This is a genomic window from Candidatus Accumulibacter cognatus (assembly GCF_000584975.1).
Classification (GTDB): domain Bacteria; phylum Pseudomonadota; class Gammaproteobacteria; order Burkholderiales; family Rhodocyclaceae; genus Accumulibacter; species Accumulibacter cognatus.
The window spans coordinates 18,828-45,397 of the sequence record NZ_JDST02000016.1 but is presented as its reverse complement, the minus strand read 5'-3'; the positions used below and the strand labels follow the sequence as shown (position 1 = coordinate 45,397).

Sequence of the window (26,570 nt, the reverse complement as noted above, 5' to 3'; positions counted from 1 at the left end):
AAATGAGGAAATCACCTTAAAACCGAAGCGCCCCGCCCAATACTTTCGTTCGCACCCGCTGCCTTACGCGTCGTCTCTTGCGGTCGCTCGATTGCGTTACACTGCGCGGACCATACCGACCGCCGTCTTTTCCATGCCCCCGCCTGCAACGCTTCCGACCGGAGAGATCTTTCTCAGCTATAGCCGCAGCGACCGGGTGGCGTGCATCGCGCTGCGATCGGCGCTGGAGCAGGCGGGTTTTCCGGTCTTTCGCGATGAGGACTCGATCCGCTGCGGCGATCGCTGGCTCACCAGCCTGCAAAAAGCGCTGCTCGGCTGCTCGGCTTTCGTGTTGCTGGTCGGCCGCGATGGCGTGCAGCGCTGGGTAGGCGCCGAAGTCGAGGTCGCCTTGTCGCGGCACCTGTCGCCGGCTGATGGCGCGCAACGGTTGCCGATTTTTCCGCTATTCCTCGAAGGCGCCGAGCACGGCGACCTGCCGCCTTTTCTCGCCCTGTTCCAGGCCGCTCGCTGGTCGGCGGACGAGCCCTTGCCGGAAGCCTTGCTGGCAGCGATCACGAGCGGTGCCACGCTGCCCGATTACCGCGAGACGTTCGATGGCTGCCCCTTCCTGGGACTCCGTGCCTTCGCGCGAGTCGATGCCCGCTTGTTCTTCGGGCGGCGGATGGAGACGCTGGAGGCACTTGCCTGCCTCGGCGACCAGCGCGAAGCTAATCCGGAACGACTGCAGGGCAGCGCCGGCGCCGGCTACCAGCGCTGGCTGCAGATTGAAGGCAACAGCGGCGCCGGCAAGTCGTCCTTGGTCAATGCCGGCATGCTGCCCATGATCGAGCGCGGTGCGCTGTGGGCTCGCACCGGCTTCGAACACTGGCGGCTCCTCGGCCCGATGATGCCTGGCCTCGACCCGCTGGCGAAGCTCGCCGAGGTGCTCGAACACGCGCTGATCGCCGAGCCGGCGCAACGAGATGTTCTTCGCCTGCAGCAGCGCTTCGAGCGGAACGAACGCGCGCTCGCCAGCCGGCTGCGCGATCTCAAGCAGGAACGGACGGCCTTTCTGTTGATCGTCGACCAGTTCGAGGAACTGTTCACTTTTGCCGGCGACGCGCCGCGCAAGCAGTTCGATGCCTTGCTGGCGCAGGCGCTGCACGACCCCGAGTGTCCGCTGTTTCTGATCAGTACCGTTCGCGCCGACTTTCTCGACCGCTTTGAACAGTTGCCGCGCCTGCGGGCGATCTACAACAGCCACTGCAGGCGCTACTTTCTGCCGACGATCTCGGAGAACGGCCTGCGCGAAGTCATCGAGCAGCCGGCCGCTCTCGCCGGCCTCGATGTGCGCGAAGTCGCCACCGCGATCCTCGACGACGCGCGCGACGAAATGGGCGCCTTGCCGCTGGTCGAGAACGCTTTATTCACGCTATGGCAGCGGCGCGACGGAAATCGCCTCAGCGGCCAAGGTTTCCGCGACCAAAACGGCATCGTCGGCATGTTGAGCACGCAGGCCGACGAGTTGCTGGCACGGATCGAGGCGGACGTTGCGCAGGGCCGGCAGGCAGCGCTCGAACTGCTGCTGCGCCTGACCCGGATCAACGACGAAGGCCGCCACACGCGCCAGCGAATCACGCGTGAAGAGGCCATCCTGGTTGCCGGCAATGGCCGTGACGAGATCGGCGAGCGCGTGCTGCAACTGCTCTCGGGCGAGCGGCAGCCCGGCGTCCCGAGCGCTGGCGGGCAAGGCGCCTTGCGGCTGATCACCACCAGCCTGGTCGGAAAGCAGCGCTATGTCGACCTGATTCACGAAACGCTGATCCGCGCCCGTGGCAAGGACGCGACGAGCGGCAAGCGCATCGGCTACTGGCCAACGCTCTACGACTACATCGAGGCCAACCGCGACCGCGACATTCACCGTCAGCAGCTCGGGTTCCAGACCGAGCAGTGGCTCAAGAGCGGCGGTATCTTCGCTCGCTGGCGCAATCTCGCCGGCTGGCGGGACCTCGGCCTGTATCGGCGCTTGCGCGTCGTCAGCGGTAGTGACGAAGGGCGCTTTCTCGCGGCGAGTCGCTGGAATGCGCGCGTGCAAGTCGCTTTGCTGGCTTTGCTGCTCAGCTTCGTCGGTGAATCGTACCTCTGGACGCGCCGCAACGACCTGCCGCTCGACTCGATGCTGATGCAGCAACGCTATCGCCTGGGATACGCCCCGCTTCCCGAGCTGGTGGACATCCCTGCGGGTAGCGTGGACATCGGAGAGCAGGACGAGGAATTTGTGAAGGGGATTCCGGAAACGACCATGATGTACCTCGGAGTTCCCGGAAGACGCGTCGAGATCGCCAGCGGTTTCAGCCTGGGCAAGTACGAAGTGACCTATGAGCAGTTCGACTACTACGTCTGGGAGCAGCCGCGGGCCGCAGATCGCCGGCTGGAGCTCTATCCGACTACTGCCAAGGGCGGGCGCGGCAAGCGGCCGGTGGTGAACGTGGACTGGAACGCGGCCTCGGACTACACCCGTTGGCTCGGCGAGCGGATCGGGCGCAAGTGCCGCCTGCCGACCGAGGCCGAATGGGAACATGCCGCCCGCGCGAAGACCCACACTGCCTATCCCTGGGGCGACGAGGTGCGCCGCATGAGCAGCGGCAGGGAAGAGGTGATGGCCAATTGCCACGGCTGTGGCAGCTCCTGGGACAATGACCAGTCGGCGCCGGTGGGCAGTTTTGCTGCCAATGCGTTTGGCGTCCACGACACCTCGGGCAACGTCTGGGAATGGACCTGCTCGGTCTGGCGCGAGCGCTTTGACGGCAGTAAACAGACGTGTGCTGCCGGCGCTCGAGAGAATACGAAGGCCCGGGCGGCGCGCGTGGTTCCTGGAACGATGTGGTTGCCTTTGCGCGCTCCGCCGCTCGTTTCCGCGTCCCTCCGGACCTCCGTTTCGACTTTCTCGGTTTTCGGGTGTGGTGTTCGTCCCAATCGTGATCTGCTTCGCAAGGCGCTGCTGGCGCTGCCGGAAATGCCGGTCGACCAAGGTTTGCCGGCCGAGGCCTGAGCTGGATCGATGGCGCAGGTGAATCCCGTCCGCACGTGGCTGCATCGCGTCGGGCGCATATCAAATACGGGCGCCGCCTGGGCTTCTGCCCCGTGGCGCCCGGCCTCCACCTGGCACGACCCGTCGTAGACAATGTGGCAAAGCAGAATTACTCAAGCTCGTGCCGCAGCCGCCCCTCCTGGAGCAGCGCATAGATCGCCGAATCACCGCCAGCGTGAGGACGGTCGACGAAATCATCCCCCGACCATCGGCGCCGCGATGCGGCTCATCACCTGTTGAGTCTGGCCCGTTTCACTCTCCCCAATCTGTCGTGGCGTCTAGCCAGCACGCGAGGAGGAATTCGTCAAGATCCAGCGCTGCCCGCTGCCCGCTGCCCGTGGCCCCTTACCATCGGTGAATGTCTGTTCCTTGGCTGAGGCGCCTGATGATCCAGAAGACCGTTCGCCGAGTGTCGCCTCACCTCCAGCTCTAACGGTCATGACTTTGCAAGATTCCCCTGATCATGAAAGTCATGACCGTTTCCCTCTCCCCCGACCCCTCCCACGGCCCGCGCTGCNNCGGCGGCGCGGAGCAGTGCTCCGCGAAACCCCGCCTTCGCCCCCGCAAGTGGGGAGGGGAGATTCGTGAGTCGCTAACGCGACTTTCACATTAACGTTTGCCGCTGGGCTGTGTTGCCGAACCCAGCATATCCCAGACCTGCTCAAGTGTCGCCCGCATGCCGGCGCTGTGTTTTCTCGGATAGGCGGCAAAAATGGCGATCACCAGTCGGCGATCGAAATCAACGTAAAGGCTGTTGCCGTAGGGACCCAGAATAGCGATGCGGTTCGGTGCTCCACCAAGATGCACAAAACCATAGCGGTACTCGCTTCCCTTTCTGAGGCCAGCAAGATCCGGAGAATTCGCTATGCGCAGCCCGGCGGAGGCTGTCAGCGTTTCGATGAACCAGTTCGGGACCTTGTGGCGTCGATTGCTGTTCCTCGCGTCGATCAGCAGTTGCCCCAGACGGGCAAAATCGCGTAGCGAGAGCGCCAATCCAGCGGACAGTTCCGTTCCCTGCGAGTCGGAGAGCCAGAGGGCTGCACTCTCGGGTCGGAGTTTTTCGAACAGTTCCTGGCAAAAGGTCCGCGTGAGCGGAACCCGGTAGGCTTCCGCGAGTGCCCAGACGAGCAGGTCGCTGTCAGGTCCGACTTCGCCGAGTTGCGGGTTTGGGGAAAAGTCCCTGTCCCAACGACCCGGTTGGTTGAGCCAAGCGCGAATCCCTCCGGCCGTGTTGCCGGTGTTCCATCCACCGGCCGCCAGCCAGTCACTGACGTCGTTCGACGACCAATCGAAGCTGCTCTCTCCTTCAAGCAGGCGCCGAATCGACAACTTTCGCAACCCCGTCTGCCCACTCAGGGCGGGTATGTAGCGAATGATCGACCGGTCCGGCGAGAGCTTGCCCTGGGCGACAGCCATGGCACCCATCAGGGAGAGGATTGGTCGGGTTCCGCCAAGCAGCAGTCGTTGGTCCTGCGCTACCAGCCCATTCCAGTAGCGCTCGCTCGCCACCTTGCCGTCGCGCAGCACCAACAGGCCATCGGCGTACAAGCGCGTGGCCAGCAGGAATCCGACATCGCGCGGTTGCTGATCGAGCGGGTCGCGGGCCTTGAGTTTGTCGAGTTCAAGCTGTCGGGAAGCCGGGCGGAGCATCTGGGCGGTTTCTGTCGCCCTGATCTTCAGCGAAGGCATGAAGCGGCCGAATGACTGCAAGCCGATGCGCAGATTTTCAGGTGCCAACCAGTTGTCCTGGTCGATCCATGCGCCCGGATCCCTGGTGCTCCTGGTGACCGGCTCGATGACACATTCCTCGGCCGCATGCAGTGTCCATGCCCAAGGCACCATCAATGCCAGCAAGGTCAGCCAGTGCCTCATCGTGGAGCCCCGGCAAAGTGCGTGCTCCCTTTATTGCGAAAGCGCATGGTGGCCTCACGGACGACATCGTTCAGGTTTCCATGGGCGGCCTGACGCCGGCGCAACCAGCTGGCATCGGAGATCTCTCCGGCCAGGGAGGCGTCGAGCAGTTGCAGCCATGCGGAACAGCCAAGTTCGCGGGCATCCTCGACCAACATGGCGAGCAGTTCACGGGTGATCTGCCGGAGAGGGACTTGCCGCGGGCCGGTCGGATCCGAGATCTGCCCATCGAAACCATAGCGGCACGCCTGAAACTTGTTGTAGCGGGCAACATACAGATGCCGCCGGGTGTCGAGTGCGGGCCGAGTTCGCAAGAGATGGTGTACCAGGCTTTGCGCCAAGGCCGTCAGGGCTGCGGCGCGCTCGACCGTCAGTGGCGTATCGCAAACGCGGATTTCCACGGTCCCGAATTCGGGTTTGGGACGAATGTCCCAGTAAAGGTCCTTGATGCTGCGGGCGATGCCACAGGCCTGCAGAAAGGAAAAGTGTTCAATGAACTCTGCCCAGTCGCGCAAGGCCGGGCATTGCCCACTCAGGGGGAAGGCCGAGACCGCGTTCAGACGGGCGGACTGGAACAGGGTGTCTTCGCCATCGACGAACGGGGACGATGCCGACAGCGCAATGAAGATCGGCACATAAGGTCCCAGGGCCTGCGTCATCCAGATCGCTTCGTCACCGGATGTACAGCCGACATGAATGTGCTGGCCAAAGACCGTGAACTGCTTGGCCAGGTAGCCATAACGGTGGTAGACCTCATCGAAGCGATCACCCGGACAAATCCGGCGCTCCGTCCAGCGATGGAAGGGGTGCGTGCCGCCGCCGCAGACGGCGATATGGTTACGCGCGCACTGACTGACGAGCGCTTGTCGGAGGCCGACCAGATCGGCGGCAATGCCATCGACGAGTGGACGCGGCAGGGTGCTGACCTCGATCATGCTTTCGGTAATTTCAAGCTTGATATCACCAAAGCGGCCATCGTAGTCCATGCTGCCGAGAAGATCCGTCGCTCCACGCGTCAAGTCAAAATCGCGCACGGAAACCAGCTGCAACTCAAGCTCGACCCCCAGGGTCAGTGGCTGGCTCTGTTTGAATTCGGCGATTGGCTGGCTCATGCCACTCCTTCCTTGCTGTTGTCGGTCGCCGCGGTCTCGCCAGAGCGCACCAAGGCAAAACGGCAGAGGGCAGGGCCGGCGAGATCCATGATGGCGGCCGCAAACAGCGGCAAAGACAGCGACGAACGGCCGATTTCCGGGTAGAGTCCGGCGATTTCATAGGCCATGAAGACGGCAGTGGCCGATAGCGGCTGAATGCCGATGCCAACCAGCACGCGCTTGGCAACGCCCAGGCCACCACCCGCCCACGCCAGGGCAGCCACCTTGGCCACGGCCCGAACGATCAACAGGCCAACCGCCTGCAGTCCGATCAGCCAGGTGAAGTCTTGCCAGGGCAGCGAGGCGCCGACGACGACGAAGAGGATGATCGCCAGAAACCAGTGTCCTTCCGGCAGGTTGGTATAGCTCAACGTTCTTTCCTGATCGCTGAACGACAGGATCACCCCCATCAGGAAGAGCGTCAGAAAAACCGGTACCGCCAGCATGCGGGCGGTGCCAACGGCGAGCAGGGCAGTGGCCACGAGGATGAAGACCTGCGCCAGGGAGCGCTTCCGCAATAGTGCCGCGACCAGACGAGCGAGAAGCGCCATCAGCCAGGCGATCATTACGGAACCGACCACAACCCATGGCGGATGGGCTACGGCATTCAGCCAGTCGTCGCTGTATTGCGCATGCACGATGCCGACGACGACGGCGAACACGACGAATGACGCGGCCGCGCTCAGTGCCGTGTGCAGGATGATCCGTTCGCTGACCTGCCCCTGCGCGTTCGATTCCTCGACGGTCAGCAGGACAACCGCCGGCGCCGAGGCCATGGTTACGGCTGCGGCAGCGGCCGCCCATGCCGCCATCAGACCAACCACCCCCCAGGCGAAGAGGAAAATGGCCGTGAAGGACAGGGTGATCTCGCCAAGCGTGGCTCTCAGCAAATCGCGGTTTTCACCTAGCCAACGCAGATCGAGGCGTCGCCCGATCTCGAGCATCAGGAGTCCGAGCGCTGCATCGGCCATTGGCCGTATCTGGGCCAGTGCCTCAATGCTGATCCAGCCGAGCACGGAGGGGCCGAACAACGTTCCTGCCAGGACGTAGCCGATGACTTTCGGCCAGCCCAGTTTGGCGCGCAACCATTCGCCGAACAGCAAACCGACGACCAGCAGCATGCTGAACAAGGCGAGTGAATCGAGTTCATCCGGGAAGGGTGGCAGGAAGAAGAGGCGCTCCTGCAGGCCTTCCCACGCAGTGCGTGCCGGCGACAGAATGCCGTTCAGCATGGGTTCGTCCCGCTCACCAGAGTCGGCCGCGCGCGGAGGCGAGAAACTCGTCGAGGATTGGCGTGCAGTCCAACAGATCCTCGCTGCCGGGGGGATGGAACTCCGGGTGCCACTGCAGGCCAAGAACATACGGCCTGCCTTGCAGGCGAATGGCTTCGATCAGGCCGTCTCCGGTGCTGCGCGCTTCGACCCGCAGGTCCCGACCCAATGCTCTGATCGCCTGATGATGTATCGACACCACCCGCCCGCCGGTCTTGCCCGGATAAAGCTTTGCCAGGCCGGACTTTGCAGCCCACTCGACCGCGTGGCTGTGCTGGTCGTAGTCGGAATGGACGTGCTCGCCTGCCGCTTCGATCTGTGTCGCGATGTCCTGATAGAGTGTCCCGCCAAGCGCCACATTGATCAGTTGGGCACCGCGACAGATGCCAAGAACCGCCTTGCCGGCTTCCATGAATTCGTGCAGAAGTTCCATTTCGTAGGCGTCGCGCACCCGGTCGCCAGCCCAGTCGGGGTGCGATGGCTCCTCGCCGTAGCTTTGTGGGCTGATGTCGGCACCGCCCTGGAGAATGAGGCCATCGAGATACTCCGGGTAGTCCGAGAGCCGGATGCTGCTGCGATGAACCATGGCGTCGCCACTGACCGCGGGAATCATGAACACCATCACGTCGCGGGACATCACCCAGTGCGCCACCGATTGCTCGAGGTACTGCAAGGACTTCGACTGCAAACCCGTGGCGCCGACCACTGGATGGTAGATGCGCGCGGAGAGACCGATACGTAAAGGGCGTCTGCTCATGATTTGTCTCCACAGGAACCTTGTTGGGAGGCAGGTTTCTCTGCTGCCGGGTCGTCCGATTGCAGATGGGTTGCCTCGCCGAAGCCCTTGATCGCCGTCTGCGTGGCCAAGGGGCCGAACAACTGCATGAGAATAATCGTCGCCAGCAAGGCGCCCGTCAGTCGTGGCTCAAGCCCGGAGTAGAGCGTCTGCATGTTGGCAAGAAGAACCAGAGCAATGCTTGACATTGGCTGTAAGCCAATCGACAGGTAGATTGAAGATGCGGTTCCCAAGCGGAGGCGATTGCGATTCAAGAGAACGCCTGCGAGTTGCCCGGCGAAGCGCGCGATGATCACCAGGACAGCGTCCGGCCAGCTCTCCACGACAACCCCAATGTCGAGCGCGGCACCGGCCAGAACAAACGTGGCGACGAGAAAAATCCGGGCATCACTGGCAATCCGAATGGCAACGACCTGCTTGTTTCGATCCAGGGCGCGCGTCAGGTAGCCGAATAGCAACATGGGCAGAAACGCGGAAATGTCGAGGTGGATCGCGGTTCCAACGCCCAGGACGATGGTTCCCAGAATCAACAGGTGCTGGTGTTCGGAACGCCGTCCCAGGAGTTGAGCGCCGGTCAGGACGAGCGCAGTGCAGGCACCACCAAGCATCACGGCCCCACCGACTTCCTGCGTCGCCCTCCAGGCACCGGCAAGGCTGTAAATCGCCCCACCCTCGACCAGAAGCGGCATTGACCAGGTAGAGACAACCAAGGCAATGCATCCATCGATTGCCACCATGGTGAACAGCAAGCCGGTTTTTTCTCCTCTGGCGCCCACATCGCTGCAGGTCGCAATCGTGATCGCTGGCGAAGTGGCCAGACAAAGGGCTGTCGCAAACACTGCGGAGCTGGCGGAGAAGTCCATTGCCAGAAGCGCTAGTAGTACGGTGGCTCCGGTGGTCAGAGAGATCAATAACCCCGATTTCAGTCGGTTCCATCCTTCGCTGACAGCCACCAGCGGAACTTGATAGCCCAATTCGAACAGAATCAGGCCCAATGCCAGATCGATGAAAAGCTGGTTGGACTCGACGTGATAAGGCACTATCCAAGCCAGTCCGCTCTGGCCGACCAGCAATCCAAATACGACGTAGCCGGTGGTTCGTGGTAAGGCCAGCGCACGACGCGAAAACTCGCCCGCACCCAGGCCGCCAAGAAGCGCCATGCCGAAAATCTGGATCGAATTGAACATCGAGTCGCGGACCCTTATCGGTGCTCTGAGTGGCAACAAAAACGTGACCAGTGGCCTTGGCGCTATGCCGTCGCCAGAGGTGCAGGTACAAAAAATCCATCGAAATTACATTGATGGTGAATATAATAGTCTTTCTATCTCGACGAGAGCAATGCCTCAAGCCCGATGACACCTCTTTTGACGGTCGCCACACCGCCGGTCCACTTGGCGGTTCTACAACAATTCCGTGTAATCTACGGCACGATGCGCCAGTATTTCCGTGAGGTGGAAGATCGTTGTGGGCTTCCCGGTTCACAGATGTGGATTCTGCAGGAAGTGCATCGCTGCCCAGGGCTTGGCGTGACAGATCTCGCTGCGCGCTTGGGGATACACCAGTCTACCTGTAGTCAACTGGTTGAAAAACTGGTCGTCCGAAGATGCCTGATCAAGACGCGCAAGCAGGAAGATCAGCGCCGGGTCGGTCTCCAGCTCGCACCCGACGGTTTGAAGGCCATCGCGGCGCTACCAGGGTCCGCAGAAGGCGTCCTTCCCGAAGCGCTTGCCGCCATGCCGGAAGTCGCCCTGCAAACATTGTATATCAATCTATTTGAGTTGATACGGCATCTGCCCGGTCGAGACGATGCCTTCGCCAGCATACCGCTGGCAGACATGCTGACGGATCCGAAATGAGGCCTGCTCGGATCGTGTCCAGGCTCTCCAGCCTGATACGGCTGTTCTATGGCGTAATGCTCATCGGATGCAGTACCGTGGCCATCTCACCCTCAGAGCCGATGCCGCAACAGTCGCTTGATGCTTCTTCAGCCCCAGATACCCCATTGGATGCGCCCTCAACCAAGGAAACGGATTCTGCAGACCTGGAGGAAGCTAACAGCATTTACTTCGCCAAGGGCGCAACCCGTATCGATACGGCGGGGCAGGACAAACTGCGGCATCATGCAGTGCGCTTGAAGGCTAATCCGGCGCAGGTGGTGACCTTGGCCGGTTACACGGACGACCTGGGCAGTGCCTCCTATAATCTGGCGATAGCGGAGCGGCGTATCGAAGCGGTCGCCAAGCTCCTTCGCACCTACGGCGTTCCCAAGAATCAGATTCATCCTTTGCGTCGCTATAGCGCCGGTCGAGGGGAAGCAATGCCAGCCTGTAGAACAACGGAATGCCGCCAGATCATGCGCCGGGTGGAAGTGATCTATGGTATTCGGTAAAGCGGTTCGAGTCGTGTTCGGCAAGGAAGGGAAATTTAGGGATCTGGATTCCCGGAAACCGCCTTGGTTGTAGAAGAAACCGTACTCCAGCAAACGCAGCTCCCACCTGTTCAACACAATACGGCGGGTGCCTGGAGTCGGTCGGCATGGTTGCCGCGGCATTGCCGTGTCCGTAACCCGAACTACGCAAGCCTGTTCCGCAGCCGCCCCCCCTTGACCAGCGCATCATTCGCCGGAATCACCGCCAGGGTGAGGACGGTCGACGAAATCATCCCCCGACCATCGGCGCGGCGATACGGCTCATCCCCTGCTGACGAAGTTTGGAAGTCGCGCTGAACATGCGCGAAGGTTCAATTTCGAGCTCCGCGCCATCTGCGCCGACATTCAGAAGATCGAAGCGACTTGTGGCCATACGGTTGTCAGTCTCCCGCCGCGGATGTTGGACGTCGCCATTGACCCGTTGGAGCCATCCGATCGAGGGCTACGGCACCCTATTCGAGCCTGGCCCCTTTAACTCAATGAATACCTGCCCGTATCGCATGTCCTCGGAGTAAAGGATTTCGCAGCCTGCGGCCAGCGCCGCCGCGACGATGAGCGAATCCCAGTGGCCGGCGCGATCGGGCTGCGAATGCTCCGGCGGTAGACGTTCCACGACGCTGTCGCCAACGTAATGCCGTGCTATTCTTACTTCTTACAGCAAGAAGGGGGAAAACTATGCGCATCACCAGCAAAGGTCAGGTGACCATTCCTGTTGAAATTCGCAAACAGGCCGGCCTGATGCCGAATACGGAGGTGGAGTTCGAGTTCAAGGACGGTGTTGTCCGGCTCATGCCCAAGGGAGGAACACGCGGCCAGCAACTCGTTGAGCGCCTGCGTGGCGCTTTCAAGGGCTGCGGCATGACCACTGATGAAATCATGCGCGAAACCCGGGGTGAGGACTGATGCGAAGTTATCTCATCGACACCAACGTCATCATCGATGCGGCGGACCCGGACTCCCCATGGTACGCCTGGTCGGCTGCCCAGCTCATCTCCGCCTCGAACGATGGCGCGGTGTTCATCAACCCCATCATCTACGCGGAGTTGGCCGGCTATGCCGATTCGGAGTCGCAGATCGCCTCGATCCTCTCCGATATGCTGCTGGAGCGCGCCGACCTTCCCTGGGAGGCGGCATTCCGCGCTGGGCGAGCTTTTGTCGCCTACCGCCGTGCAGGCGGGACCAAAACCGCCCCGATGCCTGACTTTTACATTGGCGCCCACGCCCAGGTTGCCGGGCTGACCTTGCTCACCCGGGATGCCCGCCGTTATCGCAGCTACTTTCCCGAGCTACGCTTGATCGCCCCCGACTCGATACCGTAGTGGAAATCAAAGGGGCAGGCGTGTTTTGTCTGCTGATCCCCCTGGCGCCGAAAGACAACAAGAGGCCCACTTCTTTACCTGATTTTCGCTGGATAAAGCGAACGTGGCCCCTTATTTCTTGCTACGGCTCACTATTTGAGCCTGGCCCCTTGAACTTCGCGGATTGCTGATCCGGCGCCTTCTGCACGAGACGCCGCTGGCGAGTCCGCCGCAGCGGGATCGATTCGTCGACCTGGCGCTGCGCCTTGGCATATACCTGATCTAAAGCCGGCGTCGGCTGGCGATCGCCTGTGGGCGGTTCGGCGGGACGACGGTTTGACGTTGTCCGTGCGAACACCAACGGAGAAGCTCGGTCGAGCCCTACCCGGTCACTCTTTGTTGCAGTTCGTACTTGCGCACGGCGCGGCTGACGGTCATGTAGTGCACCGCGTAATGTCGGCCGATTTCCGCCATCGTATAGGCACCGGACTGGTAGGCCCGAGCCATGGCGAGATCTCGCTCGGGGTAGCGCATCGCGTACTCATCGAGCGGTAAAGCCACTGCGCGCCTATGAGCCTTCGAGACCTCGCGCAATTGCTCCGGAATGCCTTTCTGGCAATGCCGTTCCACGAAAGCGCGATCGCCCAGCACCCACTGCTGGCGGGCTTCTAGAACGGGACTCGGCAAACCTCTGCCAGCCAGCAGAAACTCCACATAAGCGCGGCGAGCTCCGTCGCGCTCCGGGGCAAACTGCCGTAGCAGCCAGTCCACATCCAGCCATGGTGGCGGAGCTTCCCGGCCGACAACGAACGGAAAGCTGCTCCAGGGCCAATCATCGAGCGAATCGACCATCCGGGCGCGCAGCGGATTCAGGACCACATAACGAGTCAGCTCCAGCAGGTAGACTTCCTTCTGCACCAGGATCGCCTGGTAGCGCCCCTGAAAGAGGTGCCCGACCAGGCCGTGGCGGCGGTTGAAGCGCTGCGTGTAGAGGCCGTTCAAATGCCGCATCCCGAGCGACAAATTGCCATCCGGCGTCTCCAGCAGCAGGTGATAGTGATTGGTCATCTGACAGAAGGCGTGCACGACCCAGTTGAATCGAGCGCAAACAACGCCCAGCACATCCAGCCAGTCGATGCGGTCCGCATCGTTCAGGAAAATCGCTTCCCTTCGATCCCCGCGCGACGTGACATGATAAACGGCCCCAGAGAATTCGAGCCTGAGCGGTCTAGCCATACGCCAAGCGTAGCATCTATTCGTCTTGTGTTGTAATGTTAGACCTGACCCCGGCCTCTGTGGTAGACCTGACCCCGGCCTCTGTGGTAATGTGACCCCGGCCTCTGTGACCCCGGCCTCTGGGCGTTTGACGAGGGCAATGTCCGGCTGCGGCTCGCTCCGTTCGTTATGGACGATGGGGTTCTGCACCCGCACCATAACCGGCGGAGAAAGCTGCGGGGTCATGTCTTGAAATCATGCATCCATGCTCAACCATTCGTTTCAGGCGAGCGGCCGCCAGAAGCCGCGGCCGTCGCCTGAGCGTTGACGTTGAACTAGAGCGCTGCGCGCTGGGGTAGGCACTCCACCGCCCTTGTCTTTTTCGCTGTCGCTCCCCCCAACGCCTCGTCATTTCCTTCACGCCAGAACGTCCGCCACTGCAACTCGGACCACAGGCACCCACAGCGGTGCTACTGTTTCGGAGGTCGTCGGCTTGTGCATCAGGCGGTATTGCCCCTCGATGGGTTCGCGAAAGACCGCCAGTTCGCCGGCCTTGACATCACACAGCCAGACCTCGGGAATGCCGTGGCGCGCATAGAGCGCGAGCTTGACATCGCGGTCGTAATCGAGGGTGGTGTCGGAAACCTCGACGATCAACAGGACGTCAGCGGGTGTCGGGTGTCGGTCGGCATAGTTGGCGCGTTTGACGAGGGCAATGTCCGGCTGAGGTTCGCTCCGTTCGTCAAGGACGATGGGGTTCTGCACCCGCACCATATAACTGGCGGAAGGGCCGCTGCCGAGACACTCGGCAAATCGGTCGACGAGAAATGCATGCCTGCTGCCTATCGGCGCCATATCCACTAATTCTCCATCGATCAACTCAACGCGGTCGGTCTCATCCAGCAAACCGGACTGGGCCATGCGATGGAACTCCTCCACCGACCAGCGGTGATAAGGCACGGCAGCACGTTCGCGGATTTCCAGCAGGATGGGCATGGCAGGTTCCCAGGCTCGATGACAAACGAGATGATAGTCCGGCATTCGCCTGGCGGCAATCGCGTTTCGATCCAGGCGTGTCGGTCGTGGACAGTGGAGAACCAAGGAATAAAATTCGACGCCATGGCAAAGATCGGCGCCAGCCACCGCAGCCCCCGGCATGGCCAGTCTGGCGAACGCCGAGGGTGGCGCGGCATGGCCGTGCCAGAAACCCGAACTACCCGATCCCGCGCCGCAGCCGCCCCTCCTGGACCAGCGCATAGATCGCCGGAATCACCGCCAGGGTGAGGACGGTCGACGAAATCATCCCCCCGACCATCGGCGCGGCGATGCGGCTCATCACCTCGGAACCGGTGCCGGTGCCCCATAGAATCGGCAGCAAGCCGGCCATGATCGCGACGACGGTCATCATTTTCGGCCGCACCCGTTCGACGGCGCCTTCCATCACCGCCGCGTAGAGGTCGGCGACCCCCGGTTCCCGCCCGGCGGCGCGGCAGCTCTCCCTGACCGCTTGCCAGGCATGGTCGAGATAGATCAGCATCACCACGCCCGTCTCCGCCGCGACGCCGGCCAGCGCGATGAAGCCGACGGCAACCGCGACCGACAGGTGGTAATCGAGCCCCCACATCAGCCAGACGCCGCCGACCAGCGCGAACGGCACCGATAGCAGGACGATCAGCGTTTCGGTCAGGCGCCTGAAGTTGAGGTAGAGCAGCAGGAAGATCAGCAGCAGCGTCAGCGGGATGACGATCTTCATCTTCTCGAGGGCGCGCTCCATGTACTCGAACTGGCCGCTCCAGGTGATGTAGGTGCCGGGCGGGAACCTGACCTGTTCCGCCACCGCTTTCTTGGCGTCGGCGACGTAACCGCCGATGTCGCGGTCGCGGATGTCGACGAAGATATACGCCGAGAGGAGGGCGTTCTCGGTGCGGATGGCCGGTGCGCCTTTCGTCACCTCGACGCGGGCCACCTGGCCGAGCGGCACCATGGCGCCGTCCATCGTTGGCACCAGTACGGCACGCGCGATCTGCTGCGGATCGGAACGCAGTTCGCGCGGGTAGCGAACGCTGACGCCGAAGCGTTCGCGCCCCTCGACGGTGGTGGTCACCATCTCGCCGCCGAGCGCCGTGCCGATGACCTCCTGCAGGTCGCCGACCGCCAGACCATAGCGCGCCAGTTGTTCGCGATCGGGTTCGATGTTGAGGTAGAAGCCGCCGGTGATGCGTTCGGCAAAGGCGCTGGTCGTTCCGGGCACGGCTTTGACGACCGTCTCGATGGCCTTGGCGAGCTTTTCCATCTCGTCGAGATCCTTGCCGAAGACCTTGATGCCGATCGGCGTGCGAATGCCGGTGGACAGCATGTCGATGCGCGCCTTGATCGGCATCGTCCAGGCGTTGGCGACGCCGGGGAACTGCAGGGCCCGGTCGAGTTCGGCGATCAGCTGGTCGGTGGTCATGCCGGGGCGCCATTCGGATTCCGGCTTGAGGTTGATCACCGTCTCGAACATCTCGGTCGGCGCCGGATCGGTTGCCGTGTTGGCGCGCCCGGCCTTGCCGAAGACCGACTCGACCTCGGGGAAGCTCTTGATGATCTTGTTCTGGGTCTGCAGCAGCTCGGCCGCCTTGGTGATCGACATGCCCGGCAGCGAAGTCGGCATGTAGAACAGCGTGCCTTCGTTGAGCGTCGGCATGAACTCGGAACCGAGCCTGGAAGCCGGGTAGATCGAAATGCCGAGGACCAGCAGCGCGGCCAGGATGGTCAGCTTCTTCCAGCGCATGACGCCGGCGATGATCGGCCGGTAGCCCCAGATCAGCGCGCGGTTCACCGGATTTCTCGCTTCCGGAAGGATCCGGCCGCGGATCAGCCCGAGCATCAGCACCGGCACCAGCGTCACCGACAGGATCGCCGCGCCGGCCATGGCAAAGGTCTTGGTGAAGGCGAGTGGCGAGAACAGCCGCCCCTCCTGGCCTTCCAGGCTGAAGACCGGCAGGAAGGAGACGGTGATGATCAGCAGCGAGAAGAACAGCGCCGGTCCCACTTCCTGGCACGCCAGCAGCATGGCGGCGGCGCGATCCTGCCGGGAATGCTGCGGGGGCAGCCGCTCCAGGTGCTTATGGGCGTTCTCGATCATGACGATGGCGGCGTCGATCATCGCCCCGATGGCGATGGCGATGCCGCCGAGGCTCATCAGATTGGAGTTCATGCCGAGCAGGCGCATGGCGATGAAGGCGATCAGCACGCCGACCGGCAGCATCAGGATCGCCACCAGCGCGCTGCGCACATGCAGCAGGAAAACGATGCAGACCAGCGCAACGATCAGCGATTCCTCGATCAGCGTTCTCTGGAGGGTGGCGATGGCGCGGTGGATCAGTTCGGAGCGGTCGTAGACGGTTTGTACCGTCACCCCTTCGGGCAGGCCGGAGCCGAGTTCGGCGATCCTGGTTTTCAGGTTGTGGATCACTTCGAGGGCATTCTGGCCGTAGCGCGCCATGGCGATGCCGGAGACCACCTCGCCTTCGCCATCGAGTTCGGTCAGGCCACGCCGCTCGTCGGGCGCCAGTTCGACACGCGCGATGTCGCGGATCAGCACCGGCGTTCCCTGGTCGCTCTTGACCACCAGCGCTTCGAGGTCGCCGATGCCGCGCAGGTAGCCCCTGCCGCGCACCATGTACTCGGTTTCGGCCATTTCGACGACGCGGCCGCCGACGTCGCGGTTGGAATCGCGGATGACCTGCACGACCTTCCGCAGCGGCACGCCGTAAGCGCGCAGCTTGACCGGATCGACCGTCACCTGGTAGGTCTGAACGAAACCGCCGATCGATGCGACTTCGGCGACGCCATGCGCCTTGCTGAGCTGGTAGCGCAGATACCAGTCCTGGATGCTGCGCAACTCGGCGAGGCTCCTGTCTTTGCCGAGCAGCGCGTACTGATAGACCCAGCCGACGCCGGTCGCGTCCGGGCCGATCTGCGGCGTCACCCCCCTGGGCATGCGGCTGGACGCGAAGTTGAGATATTCGAGCACGCGTGAGCGCGCCCAGTAGATGTCGGTACCGTCCTCGAAGATGAGGTACACGAAGGACGCACCGAAGAACGAGAAGCCGCGCACGACCTTCGCTTTCGGCACCGACAGCATCGCCGTGGTCAGCGGATAGGTGACCTGGTCTTCGACCACCTGCGGCGCCTGGCCGGGGTATTCGGTGTATACGATGACCTGCACGTCCGAGAGGTCGGGCAGTGCGTCGAGCGGCGTCCTGAGGATGGCGACGATGCCGCCGACGATGACGAACAGGGTGGCCAGCAGGACCAGGAAACGGTTCCTGCTCGACCAGTCGATGAGTTTGGCCAGCATGGCGAAGGGCTCCGTGGGTTGCCGTCAGTGGCCGGCGTGCGCCGCGTGCGGATTGGCCTGCGCAGCGGTTCCGGTTCTGGCCGCGGGCTTGATTGCCGACTCGACCGCCGGCTTGACCGCCGGCTTGACCGAAGTGATCACCCATTCTCCCGGTCCGCGCTCGACGAACTCGAAGGAGATCATCGCTCCGGGCTTCAGATCCTTGCGCAGCGATTCGTTGGCAAGCTGGAACTGCATGGTCATCGGTGGCCATTTGAGGCTTTCGACCGGGCCATGACGGATGCGCAGCGCGGAGCTACCCGCGTCGATGGACTCGACCTGGCCTTCCGCCCGGTGTCCCGTGTTTGCCGGAGCCATCCTGGCGGTGGATTCGCCGGCCGGGGGCTGCGCCTGGGCAAAACCGCCGACAGCCGCCTTGAGGTTGCTTTCGGCGTCGATCAGGAAGTTGGCGGCGACCACCACCTGCTCGCCGGCGCGCACCCCGTCGCGCACCTCGACCTGGTCATCGCTGCGCGCACCGAGCTTCACCTCGCGCGGCGCGAAGCGACCCTCAGCAAGCTGCACCAGAACGATCTGGCGCGTGCCGCTGTCGATCACCGCCGAGACCGGCACGGTCAGCACCTGGCCCCTGGCGGCCACCGCCAGCTCGACCTGGGCGAACATGCCGGGTTTGAGCAGCATGCCCGGATTGCTCAGCTCGACGCGGACCGGAATGCTGCGGGTTTCCGCCTTGAGCGTCGGATAGATATAGCGGATGGTCCCCTCGAAAACCTGCTCCGGGTAGGCGTTGACCTTGATCCTGGCCGGCGCACCGGTTTGCACCAGCCCGATGTCCTGCTCGAAGACCTCGGCGATTACCCAGACCGTAGACAGATCGGCCACCTGATAGAGCGTTTCGCCGGGCATGAAACGCATGCCCTGCACGGCTTTCTTCTCGGTCACGACGCCGGCAACCGGCGAGCGGAAGCTGAGCGTGCGCCGGGCGTCTCCGGAGCTGGCCAGGGCCTTGAGCTGCTCGTCGGAGATGTCCCAGTTTTTCAGGCGCGTGAGGCTTGCCGCAGCCAGTTGCTGCATGTCGCTGCCGCCGCGGGTTTCGCTGCCGGCCGGGCGCAGCGATTCCGCCGCCTGCGTGGCGAGCACGTATTCGCGTTGGGCAGAGACCAGTTCCGGGCTGTAGGCTTCAAACAGCACCTGGCCCTTGCCGACCCTCTGACCGGTCACATTGACCTGCAGGCGCTCGACGTAGCCCTCGAACTTGGGGGCGATCGCATACTGGCGGCCTTCGTCGGGCTCGATGCGACCGACCGCACGAACGATCCGGTCGAGCGAGCGCAGGCGGACGGTCTCGGTTCTGACGCCGAGCTTCTGAACCTTTTCGGTGCTGATCCTGAGCTGCTTCGCTGCGCCCGCCTCCTCGTCGGCTTCGTCCGCATAGACCGGAACGTAGTCCATTCCCATGGAGTCTTTCTTCGGGGTCGGCGAGGTGTCGGGCAGACCCATGGGGTTGCGGTAATAGAGGATCTTGCGTTCCTTTGCCGCCGGGTCGCCGGCAGGGGCGGCCGTCTGGCGAGTGGCTTCCGGATGGCCGGGGGGATTCCGCGTGCCGGCCCAATAGCCCGCAGCGGCTGCCAGCGCGGCGACCGCCAAAGCGCCGGCGGCAATGCGCGCGCCCTGCTTCATAGATCTTCTCCCAGGAGACGTTCAATTTCCGCAAGGCGCGCCTGTCCTTCGGCCTGCGCCCTGATCTGGTCCTGTCTGGCCTGCCGAATCTGCCGCTGCGCATCGAGCAGCATCGCGAAATCGAGCTTGCCGTTCTCGTAGCCGGCGAGCGCAGCCCGGAAGGTCAGCTCGGCCTCGGGCAGCAGGTCATTGGTGGCCAGGGCTTCGCTCCGGCGCGCGCCGTCGATGGCGGCCAGATTCTCTGCCAGGTCGGCAAGCACCTGGTAAGTGCTCGCTTCCCGGCGCGCGCGCGCCGCCGACAGCATCGCCTCCGATTCGCGTTCCTGTGCGCGTCGCGAGGATTGCTGCAGCGGAATGTTCATTTCGATCATCACATCCCATTCCCGGATCGCACTCTGATACTGGATCGGTCCGGCGCTGAGGGTGAAATCCGGGTAGCGGTTCTTGTAGGTGAGTTCCCGGTTCTTTTCCGCTGCCTGGAGTTTGCCGTCTTCGGCCGCCAGTAGCGGATTACGGACGCGGACACGTTCTTCGAGCGTGGCGTAATCGAGCCGCGCCGGTGGCGGCAGCGGGCGCAGCTTCTCCGGTGCGGCCAGCGGTGCTGCCGCGGGCCGGGCGAGCAAGACGTTCAGGCGCGTGCGCAGGTGGTGGTGCTCGGTTTCCAGGGCCACCAGTTCGCTGCGCAGCCTGGTCTGTTCGACCTGTGCACGAATGAGGTCCTGCAGGGTCGCCAGACCGTTTGCGTAGCGCGTCTGGACGATTTTTTCGAGGCGTCGCATCAGGTCGAGGATTTCCTGCGTCAGGCGCTCATTGCGCTGAACGGAGTACCACTGGGCGTAGGTCGTCTTGATCCTGGCCGTGATTTCCGACCAGGTGCCCAAGGCGCGTCCCCTGGCACTCGCCGCTTCGAATTCCGCCACCTCGCGTTTCAGGTCGCGTTTGCCGAACCAGGGAAGATCCTGCGACAGCAGGTACTTCGTGCTGCCGACGCGGCTCGGGGAGAGCGTCGGGTTCTGCTCGCCGGCGTGGGTGATGTCCCGCAATTCCATCCTGAACTTCGGGTCGGGCAGGGCGCCTGCCGGCGTGACCCGTTCCGCCGCCGCGTCCGCTTCCGCCTGCATGGCCGCGTATTCGGGATTGCGAACTTTGGCGAATTCGAGCAGGCTCTCGACCGTGCGGCCGATGGCGACCTCCTGCGACAGGACCGGCGTCGCCAGACCCAGCAGCAGGCAGCAGGCGAATGTCCTCATGGATTTGCCTCCACGCATGCCGTCTCCCAATGCTTGAATGGTTCCTGTCGATGATGCCGTGTCCATCGGATGATCACGCTTGTCCTGGCCCCCGGTCGCAGCCGGTTTCTCCGGTGGGCTCCCGGCAAAGCCCCCGCTTGCCAGGCGCGTGGCGCAGTATAAGGAAGCCTTCCCAACCGGACGCTGACGCGCAGATTACATTTCGGTAATCTTTGCCGAAAGGCTGATCATACGGCACAAAATGCGCCATGGGCAAAGAGGGTAATGGAGAACGACGATGAAGATCCTGGTCATCGAAGACGAACCGAAAACGGGGACTTACCTCAAACAGGGATTGCTCGAGGCGGGTTTCGTGGCTGATCTGGTGAGCAACGGGCTGGACGGCCTGCACTTCGCGTTGACCGAAGCCTATGACCTGGTGATTCTCGATGTCATGCTGCCGGGAATCGACGGCTGGCAAATCCTGCAGGGCATCCGCAGAGCGGGCAAGGACATGCCGGTCCTTTTCCTGAGCGCCCGCGACGCGGTGGATGATCGGGTCAAGGGATTGGAACTCGGCGCAGACGACTATCTGGTCAAGCCGTTTGCCTTTGCCGAGTTGCTTGCCCGCGTCCGCACGCTGTTGCGCCGAGGCGGCAAGGTCAGGGAATCGGGGTTCTTGCGCGCGGCGGATCTGGAACTCGATCTGCGGCGCCGACGCGTCACCCGATCGGGCCGGCGAATCGATCTGACGGCCAAGGAGTTTGCCTTGCTGGAGTTGCTGCTGAGGCGGCAGGGTGAAGTCCTGCCCCGTTCGCTGATCGCCTCGCAAGTCTGGGACATGAATTTCGGCAGCGACACCAATGTGATCGAGGTGGCGATCAAGCGCCTGCGGCTCAAGGTGGACGAGGGTTTCGACGACAAACTGATCCGCACGGTGCGCGGCATGGGCTACGTACTGGAAAGCGGCGAGTGAGGCCAGTCCGGCGGCAATCGATCAGCTTCCGGCTGACCCTGCTGTTCGCCTCGGCGTCCACCCTGGTCTTGCTGCTCCTCGGCGTGCTCATTGCCAACCTGGTCGAACGACATTTCGAAGAACTGGACATGGAGATTCTGAACGGGAAGTTGCAACTGGCCCGGCATGCCCTCGAGAAAGTTCGCTCCACGGCCGACCTCGAAGCCATGCCGCGGCAGCTCGAGGATTCCCTGGTCGGCCACCCTGGGCTCGCCGTGGTCGTCGTCGCGCCAGACGGCCAAACGCTGTTCGCCACGACTGGCGCCGAGTTTCCGGGCACTCTTCTGGACCGGGGCGTCGAGCCTGCTTCCCGGCATCCGGTTCATTGGAAGAATCGCGACCAGCAGCCTCTGCGCGGCATCTCCGGTCTTGCCCGGACGAGCATCGAGGGCGCACCGCCGGCAGTCGTGGCCGTGGCGACCGGAATCTCGCACCATGAGCACTTCATGAGCGACTTCAGGACCACCCTGTGGTCGTTCATGGTGCTGGCCGCCTTGTCGATCGGGCTCCTCGGCTGGATCGCGGTGCGCCGGGGGCTGGCGCCCTTGCAGACGATCAAGCGCGAGGCGGAGGCGATCACCGCGCAGCGGCTGAATGCCCGCTTGCCGGTCGATTCCGTTCCGGTCGAACTGATTGCCCTGGCCCGGACGTTGAACGACATGCTGGCACGCCTGGAGGAGTCCTTCCGGCGCCTCTCGGATTTTTCTTCCTACCTGGCGCACGAACTGCGGACACCGGTCAGCAATCTGCTGACCCAGACCCAGGTGATGCTTTCCAGAACCCGGACAGCCGAACAATACCAGGAGGTTCTGGCCTCGAACGCCGAGGAACTCGAACGCCTGTCGCGAATGATTTCGGACATGCTCTTTCTGGCCAAGGCCGAAAACCAGCTGATCATTCCGCACCGGGAAGCCGTCGATCTGCGCGCGGAAGTGAACGGGCTGTTTGAATTCTACGAGGCCTTTGCCGAGGAGAAGAACGTTTCCCTATCCTGCTCGGGCAGCGCCGTCGTTTCGGGCGACCGGCTGATGTTGCGCCGGGCCATCAACAATCTTCTCTCGAACGCGATGCGGCATACGCCCACCGGAGGAGGGATGGCCGTGCGTCTGGAGCAAACCGGCGAAAACTGGGTACGGCTGTCGGTCGAGAACACCGGCGAGACGATTGCTGCCGAGCACTTGCCGCGACTGTTCGAACCTTTCTACCGTGCGGATTCCTCCCGGCAACGCTTCAGCGACGGCGCCGGGCTGGGCCTGGCGATTACCCGTTCGATCCTGCGTGCCCACGGGGGCAGTGTCGAAGCCCGCTCCAGCCACGGCGTGACGGTGTTTCGGCTGAACATTCCGGCTTGAGCCAGAGTACAGCTATCCAGGCTCCCGACGTTTCATCCGAAAGAATATTTGCGTCAATTTATATCACGTGATATAAATTGACGATCGCCGCATGCGAACAAATATGAAGCCGAATCAAATCCGCGATCTTCGCAAGAGAATGGATCTCACCCAGCAGCAGTTCGCCGGACTGCTGGGGGTTTCGTTCGTCACGCTCAACCGCTGGGAAAACGCGCAATCAAAGCCTTCGGCGATGGGGCTTGGCAAACTGCAGCAGCTTCTGGCCAAGGAGTCCGGGCTGGCCGGTGAACGGCGTGCGGCTAGCGGTGAAGTGCCCATCGATCAGGGAGAGCTTGGGCGGCTCGACTTCCTGGGCGATGCCAATGCCCTGCGCGTGCTGGTCGAGGGTGAGCGGCTGTCTTACGGGCATCTGTTCAATCCCGCGTTCGCCACAGAAATCAGCGAAATCGATCCCCTTCCGCACCAGCGCATTACCGTCTACCAGAGGATGCTGCCCCAGCCACGACTACGCTTCTTGCTCGCCGATGATGCCGGCGCTGGCAAGACGATCATGACGGGGCTTTACATCCGGGAGAGCTTGTCTCGCCGCACGATCCGGCGCGTCCTGGTCGTTGCGCCAGCAGGCCTTGTCGGCAACTGGTACCGGGAGTTGCGCAAACTCTTCCAGCTTCAGTTCAACATCGTTGTTGGTGCGGACACCAAGGACGGCAACCCATTCGCCGGCAAGGACAGCGATCTGGTTGTCGTGAGCGTTGACAGCCTGCGCGCTCCGCGACTGTTCAACGCCCTGCGCGACCCCAGGGTTTTGCCGTACGACCTCGTCGTCTTTGACGAGGCGCACAAGCTTTCGGCCAATCGTGATCCCGATGGCAGCTTCCGGCCGACTGACCGCTACCGGCTGGCCGAAGCCATCGCTGGCGTGCGTGAATTACCGGACGACTGGCGACTGCCTTGGGTCGCACATCATCTTCTGTTGCTCACGGCAACGCCGCACATGGGCAAGGAGTACCCATACTATTGCCTATGGCGCCTCCTGGAGCCCGACCTCTTCAGCACCGAAACCGCGTTCACCAGGTTTCCGCGTGCATCGCGCGACCGCTACTTCATCCGGCGAGTGAAGGAGGAGATGGTCGATCTTCGCGGCAAGCCGCTGTATGCCGAACGCGTGTGCGACACGGTCAGCTACGACCTCTCGACGGGAACCGCGAGCGAGCAGGCCCTCTACGACCGCACAACCGCCTACATACGCCATTACTACAACCAAGCCCGCCTGCTCAACCGCCAGGCTGCCCGGTTTGCGATGACGGTCTTCCAGCGGCGGATGGCCAGCAGTACCTGGACCCTGCTGTGTTCGCTCCGCAATCGCCACGCCAAGCTCGACGCGCTGATCGATGACATCCAGTCCGGTCGCATTCCGGAAGAGGAGCTGCGCGCTCAGCAGGAGCGTCTGAACCGCAAGGTCCGTGAAGGGAGCCTCGTCGACGTCCTGGCTGTCAAGACAGGCGACGAAGAGACCTCTGCGGCGGGCCAGGAAGAACACGAAGAGTCCGAAGCCGAGGCACTCGGGGCATTCGTCGCCACCAGCCTGGCCGAACTGATCGATGAACACAGCCAGGTTCAAGATCTGATCGCGTTGGCCGAAGCGGTGCTCAACGGCGGTCAGGAGTCGAAATTCGAGCGCATGGCAGAACTGCTGCGCGCGCCGCAGTACCGGGACCAGAAGGTCATCATTTACACCGAGCACCGGGACACGCTCGAATTCCTCAGGCGCCGTCTGGAAGGCATGGGTTACGCCGACCAGGTGGCGTACATCCATGGTGGTCTGGGCTTTGAAGAGCGCGATGCGCAGGTCGAGCGCTTCCGCAAGGCTCACGACGCGGAAAGCCAGGGCGCACGCTTCTTCGTCGGCACCGACGCGGCAGCCGAGGGAATCAACCTGCAATTCTGCTGGATTCTGATCAACTACGACGTGCCCTGGAACCCGGCGCGCCTCGAACAGCGGATGGGCCGAATTCACCGCTATGGACAGAAGCGCGACCGTGTCGCGATCATCAATCTGGTTGCCGGCAAGACCCGCGAAGGGCGCGTCATCAAGACGCTGCTCGACAAGCTGGAGGAGATCCGCAAGCAGCTCGGATCCGACAAGGTGTTCGACGTGGTCGGCCGTATCTTCGAGGGGATGTCGATCACCGACTACATCCAGCGCGCCGTGGAATCGGATGATGAGGCCGACAGGAAGGCGCTCGAACTGGCTGGCCAACTGACGCCGGAACAGATCAGGGCGATCGAAGTGCGGGAACAGACGATCTACGGCAAAGGCAGGGAGGTGTTGACCGACCTGCCGCAGCTTCGTGAGGCGATGGCCATCGAGGAGATGCGGCGCTTGCTGCCCGGCTATGTACGCCGCTACCTGGAGCACGCGGCGCCGGTGATCGGGGTCGACTTCATTGGCGACCTGGACAGCCAGTTCTTCATGCGGCCGCGCAGGCGGGGGGTGCTGGAAAGCCTGCTGCCCCTGCTCGAAAACTACCCGGAGTCGGCACGCAAGCGCTTCACCGTCCATCGCCCGGACGACGGGCGCGACGCCATTTTCATTCACCCTGGCGAACCGGTGTTCGAGCGGCTGTCCGCCATCGCCATCGAGCACGCCCGTTCGGCAGGCCAGCGGGGTGCGATATTCACCGACGTCAGTGCCACCGCCCCGTACCTCTTTCATGTTGCCCGGGTGACCATCGTGCGCGGCATCGATCCAGGCATCCCACGCTTCAATGCCATCGACGTCATAGAACAGCGGCTGGTTGCGATCAAGCAATACGCCGATGGTCGCTTGATCGAGGCGCCGGTTGAGCATCTTCTGCTGCTGCGGCCAGCTTCGAAGTCCAACCCCGGCAGCGTCGTCTTCCTGGCCAGGAGCAACACTTGGCGCCTTGCCGCCGAGGAGCACATTCAACGTGAGCTCGCCACCCGACTGGCCGATTTGCAGCGCATGAGTGCGACCAACCAGTTGAAGGACACCGAGGAGTACCTGCAACGCGCCTTCGACTACCAGGAGTCCGAGCTTGCTGCCGCCCGCAAGCGCTTCACCGACAAGGCGCGCGATGGTCAACGCGCTGCGCATACCGAACTGGAGCGGATCAAGGCGCAACAGCGAAGCCTCGCCAGTCGGCGCGAACTGGCGCTGCTTCAGGCGCGGCGCGAGCTTGAGCTGATCCAGGCTGGCCGCGTCGAGATGCTGGCTACCGCGCTCATTCAGCCATCCACCGATCCCGACGACATCAAGGCGCGGGACGCCGAAGTCGAACGCATTGCCATTGATGTGGCCATTGCCTTTGAAGCCGCCCAAGGCGCCGATGTACGCGATGTCTCCACACCCCCGAAGGCGCGCCTGGCCGGCCTCAACGACTACCCGGGCTTCGACCTGATGTCCAGGCGAGCCAGCGAGGAGCGCGGCATCGAGGTGAAGGGGCGGGTGGGTGTCGGCGAGATCGAGCTGACCGAGAACGAATGGGCCCGCGCCTGCATCCTGCGCGAGCGCTACTGGCTCTATGCGGTGTTCGACTGCGGCGGCATGCAGCCACGGCTGCTCAGGGTGCAGGACCCCTTCGCCAAGCTGATCGCCAAGGCACGCGGCAGCGTGGTCATCGCGTACAGCGACATCGCCAACGCAGCGGAGGTCGTCGAATGAACACCGAAGGCCAAAAAGAGAAATGCTTCCACGAGAGAGGCGTCGGGCCGGCGATGCGATCTCCGGCGGGGTTGGTGTTGCCACAAAGAGAGACGCCCCTTGCGGGGCGTCGGGCCGGCGATGC

General features: G+C 63.0%; 19 protein-coding genes. 8 read left to right on the top strand and 11 right to left on the bottom strand.

Annotation, left to right across the window (positions count from 1 at the left end; genetic code table 11):
• Positions 1 to 133: 133 nt before the first annotated feature.
• Positions 134 to 3,031, top strand: a complete 2,898-nt coding sequence (locus tag AW06_RS19860) for an SUMF1/EgtB/PvdO family nonheme iron enzyme (RefSeq protein WP_273704361.1) — start codon at positions 134 to 136, stop codon at positions 3,029 to 3,031.
• Positions 3,032 to 3,679: 648 nt separating this feature from the next.
• Here AW06_RS19860 and AW06_RS04025 read toward each other — a convergent pair.
• From AW06_RS04025 to AW06_RS04005, 5 genes are read right to left on the bottom strand one after another with little or no spacing between them, the layout of a single operon-like run.
• Complete coding sequence (locus tag AW06_RS04025) at positions 3,680 to 4,942, bottom strand: serine hydrolase (RefSeq protein ID WP_034945949.1); 1,263 nt, start codon at positions 4,940 to 4,942, stop codon at positions 3,680 to 3,682.
• On the bottom strand, positions 4,939 to 6,093 hold the full coding sequence (locus AW06_RS04020; RefSeq protein WP_034945946.1) for a YbdK family carboxylate-amine ligase: 1,155 nt from the start codon (positions 6,091 to 6,093) through the stop codon (positions 4,939 to 4,941). The genes AW06_RS04025 and AW06_RS04020 overlap by 4 nt, the downstream gene beginning before the upstream one ends.
• Complete coding sequence (locus AW06_RS04015) at positions 6,090 to 7,364, bottom strand: cation:proton antiporter (protein WP_034945943.1); 1,275 nt, start codon at positions 7,362 to 7,364, stop codon at positions 6,090 to 6,092. The genes AW06_RS04020 and AW06_RS04015 overlap by 4 nt, the downstream gene beginning before the upstream one ends.
• A 13-nt stretch (positions 7,365 to 7,377) precedes the next feature.
• Positions 7,378 to 8,160 (bottom strand): type 1 glutamine amidotransferase, encoded by a 783-nt coding sequence (locus AW06_RS04010; protein ID WP_034945940.1) that lies wholly within the window; start codon positions 8,158 to 8,160, stop codon positions 7,378 to 7,380.
• The gene (locus tag AW06_RS04005; protein WP_034945937.1) at positions 8,157 to 9,386 is read right to left on the bottom strand and encodes a cation:proton antiporter; all 1,230 of its coding nucleotides are present in this window, start codon (positions 9,384 to 9,386) and stop codon (positions 8,157 to 8,159) included. The genes AW06_RS04010 and AW06_RS04005 overlap by 4 nt, the downstream gene beginning before the upstream one ends.
• 165 nt (positions 9,387 to 9,551) lie before the next feature.
• Here AW06_RS04005 and AW06_RS04000 point away from each other — a divergent pair, with 165 nt between their 5' ends.
• Entirely contained in the window at positions 9,552 to 10,055 is a 504-nt protein-coding gene (locus AW06_RS04000) for a MarR family winged helix-turn-helix transcriptional regulator (protein ID WP_046536081.1), read from the top strand.
• A gap of 77 nt (positions 10,056 to 10,132) precedes the next feature.
• Complete coding sequence (locus AW06_RS19855; RefSeq protein ID WP_171047424.1) at positions 10,133 to 10,588, top strand: OmpA family protein; 456 nt, start codon at positions 10,133 to 10,135, stop codon at positions 10,586 to 10,588.
• 268 nt (positions 10,589 to 10,856) lie between these two features.
• Here the strand turns inward: AW06_RS19855 and AW06_RS19850 are convergent, their stop codons facing one another.
• Positions 10,857 to 11,000 carry a hypothetical protein gene (locus AW06_RS19850; protein ID WP_171047423.1) on the bottom strand — a complete coding sequence of 48 codons (144 nt, stop codon included), beginning with the start codon at positions 10,998 to 11,000 and terminating at the stop codon, positions 10,857 to 10,859.
• A gap of 302 nt (positions 11,001 to 11,302) precedes the next feature.
• On the opposite strand from AW06_RS19850, the gene AW06_RS03990 reads away from it, so the two are divergent.
• Positions 11,303 to 11,530, top strand: coding sequence for an AbrB/MazE/SpoVT family DNA-binding domain-containing protein (locus AW06_RS03990; protein ID WP_034945933.1), 228 nt, complete (start codon positions 11,303 to 11,305; stop codon positions 11,528 to 11,530).
• Positions 11,530 to 11,946: a type II toxin-antitoxin system VapC family toxin gene (locus AW06_RS03985; protein ID WP_034945931.1), complete on the top strand. Its 417-nt coding sequence runs from the start codon at positions 11,530 to 11,532 to the stop codon at positions 11,944 to 11,946. Before AW06_RS03990 ends, AW06_RS03985 begins: the two co-directional genes overlap by 1 nt.
• A 360-nt stretch (positions 11,947 to 12,306) precedes the next feature.
• Here the strand turns inward: AW06_RS03985 and AW06_RS03980 are convergent, their stop codons facing one another.
• From AW06_RS03980 to AW06_RS03960, 5 genes are all read right to left on the bottom strand, one after another.
• Positions 12,307 to 13,161, bottom strand: coding sequence for a transposase (locus tag AW06_RS03980; RefSeq protein WP_034945928.1), 855 nt, complete (start codon positions 13,159 to 13,161; stop codon positions 12,307 to 12,309).
• A gap of 396 nt (positions 13,162 to 13,557) precedes the next feature.
• A complete protein-coding gene (locus tag AW06_RS03975) occupies positions 13,558 to 14,136 on the bottom strand; it encodes a Uma2 family endonuclease (RefSeq protein ID WP_273704360.1) in 579 nt (192 codons plus the stop codon).
• Between the two features lie 217 nt (positions 14,137 to 14,353).
• A complete protein-coding gene (locus AW06_RS03970) occupies positions 14,354 to 17,485 on the bottom strand; it encodes a CusA/CzcA family heavy metal efflux RND transporter (RefSeq protein ID WP_034945925.1) in 3,132 nt (1,043 codons plus the stop codon).
• Between the two features lie 24 nt (positions 17,486 to 17,509).
• Positions 17,510 to 19,165, bottom strand: coding sequence for an efflux RND transporter periplasmic adaptor subunit (locus AW06_RS03965; protein ID WP_034945922.1), 1,656 nt, complete (start codon positions 19,163 to 19,165; stop codon positions 17,510 to 17,512).
• Positions 19,162 to 20,415, bottom strand: coding sequence for a TolC family protein (locus tag AW06_RS03960; protein ID WP_273704359.1), 1,254 nt, complete (start codon positions 20,413 to 20,415; stop codon positions 19,162 to 19,164). The genes AW06_RS03965 and AW06_RS03960 overlap by 4 nt, the downstream gene beginning before the upstream one ends.
• A 277-nt stretch (positions 20,416 to 20,692) precedes the next feature.
• On the opposite strand from AW06_RS03960, the gene AW06_RS03955 reads away from it, so the two are divergent.
• The 3 genes from AW06_RS03955 to AW06_RS03945 all read left to right on the top strand — a co-directional run bounded on the left by AW06_RS03955 (position 20,693) and on the right by AW06_RS03945 (position 26,446).
• Entirely contained in the window at positions 20,693 to 21,370 is a 678-nt protein-coding gene (locus AW06_RS03955; protein WP_034945917.1) for a heavy metal response regulator transcription factor, read from the top strand.
• Positions 21,367 to 22,761, top strand: a complete 1,395-nt coding sequence (locus AW06_RS03950) for a heavy metal sensor histidine kinase (RefSeq protein ID WP_034945914.1) — start codon at positions 21,367 to 21,369, stop codon at positions 22,759 to 22,761. Before AW06_RS03955 ends, AW06_RS03950 begins: the two co-directional genes overlap by 4 nt.
• Positions 22,762 to 22,864: 103 nt before the next feature.
• Complete coding sequence (locus AW06_RS03945; RefSeq protein ID WP_034945911.1) at positions 22,865 to 26,446, top strand: helicase-related protein; 3,582 nt, start codon at positions 22,865 to 22,867, stop codon at positions 26,444 to 26,446.
• The last annotated feature ends 124 nt before the right edge of the window (positions 26,447 to 26,570 follow it).

Bases quoted from the DNA above. Each gene is read 5' to 3' on its own strand.
- AW06_RS19860 (WP_273704361.1), top strand. From the start codon at position 134: ATGCCCCCGCCTGCAACGCTTCCGACCGGAGAGATCTTTCTCAGCTAT.
- AW06_RS04025 (WP_034945949.1), bottom strand. From the start codon at position 4,942: ATGAGGCACTGGCTGACCTTGCTGGCATTGATGGTGCCTTGGGCATGG.
- AW06_RS04020 (WP_034945946.1), bottom strand. From the start codon at position 6,093: ATGAGCCAGCCAATCGCCGAATTCAAACAGAGCCAGCCACTGACCCTG.
- AW06_RS04015 (WP_034945943.1), bottom strand. From the start codon at position 7,364: ATGCTGAACGGCATTCTGTCGCCGGCACGCACTGCGTGGGAAGGCCTG.
- AW06_RS04010 (WP_034945940.1), bottom strand. From the start codon at position 8,160: ATGAGCAGACGCCCTTTACGTATCGGTCTCTCCGCGCGCATCTACCAT.
- AW06_RS04005 (WP_034945937.1), bottom strand. From the start codon at position 9,386: ATGTTCAATTCGATCCAGATTTTCGGCATGGCGCTTCTTGGCGGCCTG.
- AW06_RS04000 (WP_046536081.1), top strand. From the start codon at position 9,552: ATGACACCTCTTTTGACGGTCGCCACACCGCCGGTCCACTTGGCGGTT.
- AW06_RS19850 (WP_171047423.1), bottom strand. From the start codon at position 11,000: ATGGCCACAAGTCGCTTCGATCTTCTGAATGTCGGCGCAGATGGCGCG.
- AW06_RS03990 (WP_034945933.1), top strand. From the start codon at position 11,303: ATGCGCATCACCAGCAAAGGTCAGGTGACCATTCCTGTTGAAATTCGC.
- AW06_RS03985 (WP_034945931.1), top strand. From the start codon at position 11,530: ATGCGAAGTTATCTCATCGACACCAACGTCATCATCGATGCGGCGGAC.
- AW06_RS03980 (WP_034945928.1), bottom strand. From the start codon at position 13,161: ATGGCTAGACCGCTCAGGCTCGAATTCTCTGGGGCCGTTTATCATGTC.
- AW06_RS03975 (WP_273704360.1), bottom strand. From the start codon at position 14,136: ATGCCCATCCTGCTGGAAATCCGCGAACGTGCTGCCGTGCCTTATCAC.
- AW06_RS03970 (WP_034945925.1), bottom strand. From the start codon at position 17,485: ATGCTGGCCAAACTCATCGACTGGTCGAGCAGGAACCGTTTCCTGGTC.
- AW06_RS03965 (WP_034945922.1), bottom strand. From the start codon at position 19,165: ATGAAGCAGGGCGCGCGCATTGCCGCCGGCGCTTTGGCGGTCGCCGCG.
- AW06_RS03960 (WP_273704359.1), bottom strand. From the start codon at position 20,415: ATGAGGACATTCGCCTGCTGCCTGCTGCTGGGTCTGGCGACGCCGGTC.
- AW06_RS03955 (WP_034945917.1), top strand. From the start codon at position 20,693: ATGAAGATCCTGGTCATCGAAGACGAACCGAAAACGGGGACTTACCTC.
- AW06_RS03945 (WP_034945911.1), top strand. From the start codon at position 22,865: ATGAAGCCGAATCAAATCCGCGATCTTCGCAAGAGAATGGATCTCACC.